This is a genomic window from Streptomyces sp. NPDC059456, from assembly GCF_042750055.1.
Lineage (GTDB): Bacteria > Actinomycetota > Actinomycetes > Streptomycetales > Streptomycetaceae > Streptomyces.
Window position 1 is genome coordinate 16,848 of the sequence record NZ_JBHYVA010000025.1, and the last position, 11,240, is coordinate 28,087.

At 70.3% G+C, this 11,240-nt stretch carries 8 protein-coding genes; 6 read left to right on the top strand and 2 right to left on the bottom strand.

All coding sequences use genetic code 11. The features are described 5' to 3' along the window. Positions 1-315: 315 nt before the first annotated feature. Positions 316-1,407 (top strand): selina-4(15),7(11)-diene synthase, encoded by a 1,092-nt coding sequence (locus ACFXA3_RS04450; protein ID WP_385181791.1) that lies wholly within the window; start codon positions 316-318, stop codon positions 1,405-1,407. 108 nt (positions 1,408-1,515) lie between these two features. On the opposite strand, the gene ACFXA3_RS04455 is transcribed toward ACFXA3_RS04450, so the two are convergent. Then, positions 1,516-2,868 carry a cytochrome P450 gene (locus ACFXA3_RS04455; RefSeq protein WP_385181794.1) on the bottom strand — a complete coding sequence of 451 codons (1,353 nt, stop codon included), beginning with the start codon at positions 2,866-2,868 and terminating at the stop codon, positions 1,516-1,518. Positions 2,869-3,335: 467 nt separating this feature from the next. Here ACFXA3_RS04455 and ACFXA3_RS04460 point away from each other — a divergent pair, with 467 nt between their 5' ends. After that, positions 3,336-4,751 (top strand): cytochrome P450, encoded by a 1,416-nt coding sequence (locus tag ACFXA3_RS04460; RefSeq protein WP_385181796.1) that lies wholly within the window; start codon positions 3,336-3,338, stop codon positions 4,749-4,751. Between the two features lie 99 nt (positions 4,752-4,850). On the opposite strand, the gene ACFXA3_RS04465 is transcribed toward ACFXA3_RS04460, so the two are convergent. Beyond that, complete coding sequence (locus ACFXA3_RS04465; RefSeq protein WP_385181798.1) at positions 4,851-6,086, bottom strand: cytochrome P450; 1,236 nt, start codon at positions 6,084-6,086, stop codon at positions 4,851-4,853. A 466-nt stretch (positions 6,087-6,552) separates the two neighbouring features. Between ACFXA3_RS04465 and ACFXA3_RS04470 the strand changes: the two genes are divergently transcribed. From ACFXA3_RS04470 to dpgC, 4 genes are read left to right on the top strand one after another with little or no spacing between them, the layout of a single operon-like run. Then, complete coding sequence (locus ACFXA3_RS04470; protein WP_385181800.1) at positions 6,553-7,893, top strand: PLP-dependent aminotransferase family protein; 1,341 nt, start codon at positions 6,553-6,555, stop codon at positions 7,891-7,893. A 52-nt stretch (positions 7,894-7,945) separates the two neighbouring features. Beyond that, entirely contained in the window at positions 7,946-9,094 is a 1,149-nt protein-coding gene (gene dpgA / locus ACFXA3_RS04475; protein ID WP_385181802.1) for a 3,5-dihydroxyphenylacetyl-CoA synthase DpgA, read from the top strand. Positions 9,095-9,117: 23 nt separating this feature from the next. Next, positions 9,118-9,819, top strand: coding sequence for an enoyl-CoA-hydratase DpgB (dpgB, locus tag ACFXA3_RS04480; RefSeq protein ID WP_385181805.1), 702 nt, complete (start codon positions 9,118-9,120; stop codon positions 9,817-9,819). After that, complete coding sequence (gene dpgC, locus ACFXA3_RS04485; RefSeq protein ID WP_385181808.1) at positions 9,816-11,186, top strand: (3,5-dihydroxyphenyl)acetyl-CoA 1,2-dioxygenase DpgC; 1,371 nt, start codon at positions 9,816-9,818, stop codon at positions 11,184-11,186. Before dpgB ends, dpgC begins: the two co-directional genes overlap by 4 nt. Positions 11,187-11,240: the final 54 nt, after the last annotated feature.

An 11,240-nucleotide genomic window follows, 5' to 3' on the forward strand; every position in this document is an offset into this window, starting at 1 on the left:
CGCCCCCGCGCGCCGCCCCCGCCCGCCCCCGCGGGCGCCCCGCCCCGACTCGGCCGCGGGCGCCCGCGAAGGCCTCATCGAACGGACCCCACGAGGGTGCGCCCGGTTCGCGGCGGCATTTCACCGGCTGGACCGTTCCGCGTACGGGCCGCCCCTGACCAGGCACCGATCGCGGGGGATTGTCCTATTGGATCGATCCGGAAGACTGCCTACTATGCGCCATAGTCGATCACTGGGAAGTGCAGGTGACGTCCGGTGCGGGGTTCGGTCCCGGACCGGGACCGGTGGGCCTGCACCATTTTGAGAGGGGGGCCGATGGGGCCTGACCTGCTGGTTCCGCCGATATTTTCGCCCATCCAGCCTGAGATCCATCCCGCTCATGCGGAGATCGATGTTCAGACGGCGGCGTGGGCTGAAACGTTTCGCATCGGGTCTGAGGAGTTGCGGGGCCGGCTCGTAAGGCAGGACATCGGCACATTTGCGGCGAGGATCCTTCCCTCGGCGGGTCAGGGATCGGTTTCCCTCCTCGCGGACTTCGTCTTCTGGCTGTTCGGCGTCGACGACGGGCACTGCGAGGAAGGCGAACTCGGGCAACGCCCGGGAGAGCTGGCCGGCGTGCTTTCACGGCTCCTGCGCGTCGCCCAGAATCCGGATGCCCCGATGCTGCTGGACGACCCGCTCGCCGCCGGGCTCCGCGACCTTCGGTACCGGGTGTGCAGCCATGGGACGGCAGGGCAGGCCGCACGCTGGGTGGACTCCCTGAGGGAGTACTTCCTCTCCGTCGTCTGGGAGGCGTCCCACCGGGGGTCGGGCACGGTACCCGATCTCAACGACTACACGCTCATGCGGCTCTATTCGGGTGCCACTTCGGTCGTGTTCCCCATGCTGGAGATGGGTGGCGGATACGAGCTCCAGCCGTACGAGCGGGACCACACATCGGTGCGAGCCATCGGTGAAATGGCGTCCTTCATCATCACCTGGGACAACGACATCTTCTCGCACCACAAGGAACGAAACGGGCTGAACTATTATGTGAATGCGCTCCGCGTGCTGGAGGAACAGGGTCACAGCGCCGATCAGGCCCTGCGCATCGCGATTTCCCAAAGAGACCGCGTGATGTGCTTGTTCATGCGGCTGAGTTCCGCCCTTGCCCGCGAGGGCAGTCCACAGCTCCGCCGATATCTGGACAGTCTGGCGTGTTTCATTCGTGGTGCACAGGATTGGGGAATCAGCTCGCTTCGGTACAGCTCCCCCGAATGCCCGGCCGGCAACCCCTCCGCGTTCTGCGACGTGCCGACCGATGACCGCCACGAGCCCCTCGGCATAGCCGCCGTCGACTGGTGGTGGGAGCTCCTTCCGTCCTGCGAAGCCCGGCTCTCGCCCGAGATGGCCGTGCAGAGCGCCTAGCGCCCGGCCGTTCGAACCACCCCCGAGTCGAAGCCCGCCTCGTGAACCCGGTCGGCCTTCGGAACCGGAAAGGCACGCGGCGGGCGCCCGATACCGCCGGTCGGCGGGTCAGCCCCGGCGGGGTTGCACGGTCATGCGGATGCAGTCGGCGCGTGCCACCGCGGATGCCACTTCCCTGGGCTCGTGTCCCGCAACCGGCCGCAGCTGCCACCGGGAGAGCACGGTCGCGATCGCGATCGTCGCTTCGGCCCAGACGAAGCCGTCGCCGATGCATTTGCGGTTGCCCGCGCCGAACGGGACGTAGGCCTCGCGCCCGAGTCCGGCCTCGGCCTGCCGGTGCGGCAGCCAGCGGTCGGGGTCGAAGGCTTCGGGGTTCTCGTAGAGGCCGGGGTCCCGGTGGATGGCGTAGAGGCTGAAGGCGACCTCCGTCCCGGCCGGCAGCGTGAACCCTCCCAGCTCGACGGGGACCGTGTTCCGGCGCATGAGCAGGGTCACGCCGTGCAGCCGGATCACCTCGTCGATGACCCGCCGCAGGCAGGCGAGCCGGGGTACGTCCGCAATGCCGACGGGTCGGTCGCCCACGACGTCCCGGATCTCCGCCACCACCTGCTCTTCGACCTCGGGGTGGGCGGCCAGCTCGTGGAAGGTCCAGGCGAGTGTCGCCGCGGTCGTCTCGGCGCCCGCGAAGAGGATGGTGCTGAGCTCGTCCCGCACCTCGACGTCCGAGAGGCGTTGGCCGCTCTCGGTGTCCTGGGCGCGCAACAGCAGCGACAGGAGGTCGTCGCGTTCGGCGTGTCCCGAGCGGCGGGCCGTGAGGATGACCTCGTCGATCACCTGGCGAAGGTTCGCCGACGCCTCGTCGAAATCGCGGTTGGCGCGGATGGGGATGCGGTCCAGGAACTTGGGCGAGGCCGCCCGTACCAGCAGGTTCTTCAGCAGGACGGGGAGATTCCTGCGGACGGCCTCCACGGCCGGCAGGCCGATGTCCGCCGAGAACAGCGTCGACGCCAGGGTCTCGATGGCGTACTCGGCCATCACCTGTTCCAGGTCGACCTCCTGTCCCGGCCGCCAGGACTCGGCCAGGGACTGCGCGTTGTCACTCATGGTGGCGGAGTAGGCCGCGATGCGCTCCTTGGAGAACATCGGCTGGATCAGGTGACGGTGCTTCCGATGGATCTCACCGTCGGAATTCGCCAGGCCGTTCCCGGCCAGGGGCCGCAGCCGGTCGAAGAAGCGGCCCTTCTCGAAATCCCGGGCCTTGGTCACCGTCACCTCACGCACCAGGGACGCCGAGGTCGCGACGTACATCGGCATCGTCCCCAGGTCCACGCGGACCAGGTCGCCGTGCTGCCGCAGGGAGGTGAGGAAGCCGAACGGGTCGCGCCACAGGCGCAGGGCGTGCCCCAGCACCGGTATCGCCCCTGGTGCGCGCGGCACGGCCCGCAACTGAACATCTGTCACTCTGGGTTCCTCCAACCGGGTGTACGTGCGACAACTGCACCACAGCGTTCCGCCGGGGGTTCGGCGGGGTGGCGGGCCCGCGGGTGCCGGCGCGTCGCCAATGGGGGCATCCACGGTCCAATCCGTACCGACCGTCCCGGAGTTGATGGCACGACCGCCGTTCTGCGCGTACACCACCCCCCGTTATGCTGCGTGTCGCTGCTGTGACGTCATTCCTCCCGTGAGGCACACCTCACGGACGTGGCGGTACTGCTGACCCGGCGGGCGCCGATGAGACGGCCGGCCCGACGGCCCGTCAATTCGGCGATGGGGGCTGCCCGGTCACCAGACAGCGGCACCGCCGATCCGGCCCGACCCGGGCCCGGCCCGGCGGTGGCTTGACCTGATGCCCATCCGTTCGTTCTCTCATCGTGCCTTTCGGAGGACTCGTGACCACCCCCTACCAAGACGCACCCGCCGCTTCGCCCGTGCCGCTCCCCCCTCCCGGCTGTCCCGCGCACGCGGCGGGCGCGGCCGGGACGGCCGGTGTGCAGCGGCTGTACGGCCCGGACGCGGAGGGCTCGCACTACGCCATGTACCAGGCCCTTCGCAAGGAGCACGGTCCGGTGGCGCCCGTCCTCCTGCAGGGCGACGTTCCGGCGTGGCTGGTGCTGGGGCACCGTGAGAATCTGGAGGTCATGCGCAACTCCAAGCTCTTCTCGAACGACTCGCGCATATGGACCGTCAAGCTCGGCCCGGATTCCCCGCTGCTGCCCGTGACCGCATGGCAGCCGCTGCTGGTCTTCGCCGACGGCAGTGAGCATGCGAGGCTGCGCTCGGCGATCACGGACAGCCTGGGCCGGTTCCGCCGCCGCGGGATCCGCAGCTACGTCGTGCGCTACACCGAGCAGCTGATCAGCCGGTTCGCCGCGAACGGCAACGCCGACCTCGTGGCCGATTTCTCCGAGAAGCTGCCGGCTCTGGTGGTGGCACGCATCTACGGGGTGCCGGAGGCGGACGCGCTCGCCGTGGGTGCGGCCGTGCGGGACATGGTCAAGGGAACCCCCACCGCACTGGAGAGCAACAACTTCGTCGTCGGCGTGCTCACCGATCTGGTCGAGCACAAGAAGCAAAGCCCCGGCGACGACTTCGCGAGCTGGCTGCTGAGCCACGAGTCGGAGCTGTCCGACGCCGAGGTGATGGAGCACCTGCGGCACGCCCTGGTGGCGGCCATCGAGAACACCTGCAACCTGATCGCCAACACGTTGAGGATGGTCCTGACCGACCATCGCTTCCGTGCGAGCCTGTCCGGGGGTTCCATGACCCTGCCGGACGCACTCGACCAGGTATTCTGGGACGCCCCTCCGCTCGCCCGGGTCCCGACCCGCTGGGCGACGGCCGACACCCGGCTCGGGACGCAGGAGATCCGGGCGGGCGACATGGTGATCCTGGACCTGGCCGCCGGAAACGTCGACCCCGACATCCGCCCCGACCTGAGCAAGCCCGTGCACGGCAACCGGTCGCACCTCGCGTTCAGCAGCGGGCCGCACGAATGCCCGGGCGAGGACATCGGCCGCGCGATCGCGGACACGGGCATCGACACGCTGCTGGCGAAGCTGCCCGACATCCAGCTGGTCGGCGGTGAGGACGAGCTGCGCGTGACCACCTCGCTGATCTCCAGCCGCCTGGACAACCTGCCTGTCGCATTCGCTCCCCGCCGGGCCCAGCGGCGGAGCTCCGCCGACGGGGCCGACGCGACCTCCGCCGGCATGGCCTCCGCGGGCGTGACCGGCCGGCCGGCGACCCCCGGGCAGCCGGGGACGCCGTGGCCGGCTTCGGCCGCCGGCGCCGGCCCTGTGACGCGGCTGCCCTGGTGGCGCCGCCTGCTCTCCGGCCGCCGCTAACAGCCGCCGGACGGCAGGAAGCCCGGGCCGGGCGGCGGCGTGCGCCGCGGTCCGGGCTTCCTGACCGGACGTCACCTGCCGGACGTCACCTGCCGCGCGTCACCTGCCGGCGGGACCGAGACGGACCGGCAGCGCCTCCAGGCCCTGGAGCGCGATGGACCGCATGGAGGGGAAGTCGTCCCCGGCGAGACCGATGTGCGGGAAGCGGGCGAACAGCGCCTCGAGAGCCACCTCCGCTTCGAGTTTGGCCAGGGTCGCGCCGAGACAGTAGTGCGCGCCGTGACCGAACGCCAGGTGCTGGCGGGTCGGGCGACCGAGGTCGAAGCGGTGGGCGTTCTCGTGCACTGCGCCATCCCGGCCGGCCGCGAAGAGCGCCGCGATCACCGCCTCCCCCCTGCGTATCTCCGTACCGCCGATCTCGATGTCCTCGGTGGCGTAGCGCATGAGTGCGTAGCGCACCGGTGAGGAATGGCGCAGTCCCTCTTCCACGACGTCGCTCCAGCCGACAGCACCTGCGCGAACGGCATCGAGCTGTTCCGGGTCGCTCAGGAGGCTGTGAACGGTGCCGGTGATCAGGAGGACGGTCGTCTCCTGGCCGGCGATCAGCAGCAGGAACATCGTCTGGAGGAGTTCCGCATCGGTGAGGGTTCCGTCGTCCGCGTCGCGCGCCGTGATCAGTTCCGTGGCGAGGTCGGCTCCGGGGGCGGTGCGCTTCAGTGCGATCAGCTGGGTGAGCTCGTCGGCGATCGCCGCCTGTGCATCCAGGATCCCCTGCCCGCTCGCGTCCAGCGGATCGGGTGTCACCAATCGGTCGAACGCCCCGCGCAGCCTGGCGATCGCCGACGCCGGTACGCCGAGCAGCTCGCAGACGACGGTCAGCGGCAGCTGCCACGCGAATTCCTGGCGCAGGTCGACCGGACCACGTGCAGCGGCGCTCTCGAGCTGATCGAGCAACGTGGTCGCGATGTCCTGGATCCGGGGTCTCCAGGATTCGACGGACGCACGTCGGAACGCGGAGCTGACGAGCCCTCGTAGTCTCGTGTGCGCCTCACCGCCCGCGTGCAGCATCCCGGCGCCCTGCACGAGGGGGATGAGTTCCCAGTCGTCGGGTATCCGGCCGTCCGTCAGGGCGGGCCAGTGGGCCGGGTCCTTGGTCAGCTTCGGGTGCCCCATCACCGCTTTCGCGGTCTCGTGGTCGAGGGCGGCCACGGCGGGCACCGCCCCGGGGAGCAGCACGTGCCGGACGGGGCAACCCCGTGCGAGGAGCTCGTCCGCTTCGGCCGCGGGGTCGGCTGCCGGGTCGAGCGGGAAGGGGAGGGTGACGGGCTGCTCCACATGTACTCCTTCGGACGTCGGCACACCGCGTGGCCATTGATCCAATTCTGCCTGCCGGGTCACCCCGTTCGGGCGAGGGACGCCGCGCACGGTGGCCGGGAGGGACGTGTGGGTGGCGTCGGCCGGCCCGGCGGCCCCGGGCGGGACCCCGAGCAGGTCCTGATCGAACTCGACGGAGTTGCGCGCCGGTCTTGACCGGCTCACGGCTGCCGCCGGCCTGCCCGATGTGCACCCGGCGGGGCAGCCACGACCCCAAGTGCCACACGGAATAAACGAGTTGAGGACACCGCGCGGAGGTCGTCCCGCGGAGCGGACCCGCAGGGCGCGATCCGCGCGATCGGCGCTCCACCATGATCAGAAGGCTCTATGCCACGAGTTGACCTGCTGGTAGCCTGCGAAAAAATCTTGTTCCTACGAGATCACAGGCGGGCGGCCGATCCAGGGTCTGCCTGCGGGAGGTGCCTGCGTGGCAGCCAACCATCTGTTAAAGGAGGAGCTGCACGCCAGCCTCTCCGATCCGGTTCTCGACACGATGAACTTCCTCAACGGGATCACGCATCGCTACCCGGAGGCGGTCTCCTTCGCTCCCGGCCGCCCGTACGACGGTTTCTTCGACACAGAAATGGTCTTCGCGCACATCCGGCGCTACCTGGACCACCTGGCGAAGACCGGGTACACGCCCAACGAGATACGCGATGCGGTGTTCCAGTACGGACCGACCCACGGCCAGATCCGGGAACTGATCGCCGACTCCCTCCGCAAGGACGAGGACATCGACGTTCCGCCCGAGGCCATCGTCGTCACGGTCGGCTGTCAGGAAGCCATGCTCCTGACCCTGCGCGCCCTCATGGCGAGCCGCGACGACGTGCTCCTGGTGGCGAGCCCCTGCTACGTGGGCATCACCGGAGCCGCACGGCTGCTCGACATCGCCCTCACTCCCGTGGAGGAGCGGGCCGACGGCCTGCACTGCGACGACGTCGTGGCCGCGATCCGGGCCGAGCGGGCCCGGGGGCGCCGCCCGCGGGCGCTCTACGTAGTGCCCGACCATTCGAATCCGTCCGGTGTCACCCTCTCCGTGGAAGCACGCAGGGGGCTCCTCGAACTCGCGGCCCGGGAGGACTTCCTCCTGCTGGAGGACAGCCCGTACCGGATGGTCAGCCCGGGCCGGCAGGCCCCCACGCTCAAGTCCCTCGACCGCGACCGCCGCGTCGTGCACCTCGGTTCCTACTCCAAGACGCTCTTCCCGGGCGCACGGGTGGGTTTCGCCGTCGCGGACCAGGTCGTCGTCGACCGGGACGGCACCACCGGTCTGCTGGTGGACGAGATCACCAAGATCAAGAGCATGGTGTCGGTGAACACGTCCGCACTCGGCCAGGCGGCCGTGGGCGGGATGCTGCTGGCGGCCGACGGCCGCACCGCCGACATCAACGTCGAGACCTCGCGCTACTACGGCGACGCGATGCAGGCCATCCTGCGGGAACTGGACGAGGTCTTCCCCGAGGAGGAGCGCGCGGCACTCGGGGTGAGCTGGAACCGGCCCACGGGCGGGTTCTTCCTGACCGTCGACGTCCCGTTCCCCGCGGACAATGCCGCGCTGGAACGTTCGGCGGAGGAGTTCGGCGTCATCTGGACGCCCATGTCCTACTTCTATCCCCAGGGCGGCGGAGCCAACAGCATCCGTCTGTCCATCAGCTACCTGACCCAGTCCGAGATCACCGACGGGGTCGGGCGTCTGGCACGTTTCATCAGGGATGAGACCGCTGCCCAGGACCCGTCACAGCCCACAAGGAAACAGACACGTTGCTGAACACACTGGCACTGATACGCAGCAAGCCGCGTATGTGGGGGTGGACCTTCCGATGACCACCGCGATGAGCCCCTGGTACGCCGAACCACTGGAACCGCCGATACCCTCCCCCGGCCCGGCACTGACCGCCCCGCGGATCGCGGGCGTCGCGACCGCCGTTTCGGGGACGTCGTACACCCAGCAGGAAATCCTCGACCTGTTCGAGATATCGGACCCCAAGGTGCGGTCCGTCTTCCTCAACAGCGCCATCGAAAGACGCTTCCTCTCCCTGCCTCCGCGCGACCGGCACGGCGCGCTCCGCTCCGAGGTGCAGGGCGAACTCCTCGACAAGCACAAGAAGCTCGCCCTCGACATGGGGGCCGCCGCGATCCGCAAGTGTCTGGCCGACACCGGCATCGACCCGCACGACATCGACTACCTGTGCGTGACGACCACCACGGGCTTCCTGACTCCCGGCCTGAGCGCCCTGCTGATCCGCTCCCTGGGGCTGCGCCCGCAGACGAGCCGAGTGGACGTCGTGGGCATGGGCTGCAACGCGGGCCTCAACGCCCTTCAGGCAACGGCTGGTTGGGCCACGGCGCATCCGGGCCGGGTGGCCGTCATGTTGTGCGTGGAGGCCTGCTCCGCCGCGTACGTCATCGACGGCACGATGCGGACCGCCGTCGTCAACAGCCTCTTCGGGGACGGCGCCGCCGCCATCGCCCTGGTCGCCGATCCGTCGCAGCCCCCGCCGCCCGTCGGCGCGCACCGCGGGTTCCACGGGCCGCGGATCCTGGGCTTCTCCAGCCACCTCATCACCGACGCGATCGACGCCATGCGGTACGACTGGAGCGACGAGCAGGGCAAGTTCAGCTTCTACCTGGACCCGCAGGTGCCCTACGTCGTGGGTGCGCACGCGGAGCGGGTCGTCGATCGGCTGCTGGCCCCGGCCGGCCTGCGTCGTTCCGACATCCGCCACTGGCTGGTGCACTCCGGCGGCAAGAAGGTCATCGACGCGGTACGGATCAACCTGGGTCTCACACGCCACGACGTGCGGCACACGACCGGGGTCCTGCGCGACTACGGCAATCTCTCCAGCGGCTCGTTCCTGTTCTCCTACGAGCGGCTGCTCGCGGAAGGCGTGGCCGCACCCGGCGAGTACGGCGTCCTGATGACGATGGGCCCGGGCTCCACCATCGAGACGGCGCTCGTTCAATGGTGAATGAGGAGCAGGTGAAGGAAACCATGACCGAAACAGGCACGACCTCCGCGGTGTACGACGCCGCCACCGCGACCCTGACCGTCGACGGCCGCCGGTCCTTGTCCTCCGCCGCCGTCGCCGCCGTCAACGCGGCCTGCGACGATGCCGAGGACGGGCGCACCGCCGGCCACCTGACCCTGCGCCTTTCGGGCGTCCCCGCGGTTCCGCAGGCCGACGGGGTGACGGTCTCCCTGGTGAGCAAGTGGGAGCGGGCGCTGCGCCGGCTCGAACGCCTGCCGGTGGCGACGTTCGCGACGGCCGCAGGGCCGTGCGGTGGTCTCGCGCTCGACCTCCTGCTGTGCGCGGACCGGCGCATCGCCGACGGCGCCGCGAGCCTGGTGATGCCGGTCGAGAACGGGACGACCTGGCCGGGCATGACGCTGTACCGGCTCGGCAGGTCCCACGCCGGTGCCGCCGCCGTCCGCCGTGCCGTCCTCTTCGGCACCGCGATCGGTGCGCAGGAGGCCGTGGCCCTCCAGTTGGTCGACGCAGTGGCGGACGACGTCGAGGCGGCACTGGCGGCGGCCGTCGCGTCGATCGCCTCCGTGCGGGGATCCGAGCTGGCCATCCGGCGCCAGCTGCTCTTCGACGCCGCGACGACCGGTTTCGAAGAGGCACTGGGCGCCCATCTGGCCGCATGCGACCGGGCTTTGCTGCAGGCGGCGGCTCCCGGGGCGGCCGTATGACCGTCGACCACGTTCCGGCGCGCCCGCCCGCCGCAGACGTGGCCGCGGCTGCCCTTCCTGCGGATCCGGACGCGGCGCGGCGCGCGCTGGCACGCGTGGCCGCGGCCACCTCGGCCCTGCTCGACGACCTCGGCGAGCCGGCGGACCGGTCGCCGCAGCAGCGCGCCGAAGCCGCCGCTGCGGTCGACGCCGCCAGGGCCCTGCGTGCGGCGTTCATGGACGCGCACGCGGAGGCGGTGTACGACGAGCTCACGGATCACCGGTCCCGTCACCTGCGGATCGCCGAGCTGGTCCGGGAGGCCGAGGCGCGCTTTCCCGGACTCGTGCCGACCGCGGAGCAGCTGGCCGCCGAGCGCAGGCGGGCCCAGTCGCACAAAGAGGGCCACGAGATCGACCAGGGGATCTTCTTCAGCCGTGTGCTGCGCTCCCCCACGGCCGGGGCCCACCTGCTCGACGCGATGCTCCGGCCCACTCCCTCGGCGCTCGCGCTGCTGCCGGAGTTCACCCGTACCGGAACGGTCCGGTTGCCGTCCGTGACGGCGGAGCGCCGCGGTGCGGTCACCCATCTGACCATGTGTCGCGAGGACTCCCTGAACGCGGAGGACGACCGGCAGGTCGACGACATGGAGACGGCTGTCGACCTGGTCCTCCTGGACCCGGCCACCGAGGTGGGCGTGCTGCGCGGCGGCGTCATGTCGCATCCCCGCTACCGCGGTCGGCGGGTGTTCAGCGCCGGCATCAACCTCAAGGCGCTGCACGGCGGCGGCATCTCGCTCGTGGACTTCCTGCTGCGCCGCGAGCTGGGCTACCTGCACAAGCTGATCCGGGGTGTGCGGCCGGAAGGAGCCGCGGACTGGCGGCGGAGCACCGTCGACAAGCCCTGGGTCGCCGTCGTGGACGGTTTCGCCATCGGCGGCGGCGCCCAGCTGCTCCTGCTCTTCGACCACGTCATCGCCGCGTCGGACGCCTATGTGAGCCTGCCCGCCGCGCAGGAGGGCATCATCCCGGGCGTGGCGAACTTCCGGCTGACGCGTTCGGTCGGGCCGCGGCTGGCCCGGCAGGTCATCCTGGAGGGGCGGCGCGTGCACGCGAGCGAGCCAGCGGCCCGGCTGCTGGTCGACGAGGTGCACGAGCCGGCCGCGCTGGACGCGGCCGTGGCCGAAAGCGCGGAGCGGCTTCGCGGCACGGCCGTCCTCGCGAACCGGCGCATGCTCAACCTGGCCGAGGAGCCGGTCGACCAGTTCCGTGCCTACATGGCCGAGTTCGCGCTCCAGCAGGCCCTGCGGCTGTACGACGCCGACGTGCTGGACAAGGTCGGCCGCTTCTCGGCGGCTTCGGCCGGGAAGGCGGCCCCGGCCCGGGGCTGACCCTGTATCTTATAAACATATGACGCAGCCGTCGAAAATTATTGTTTTGATATC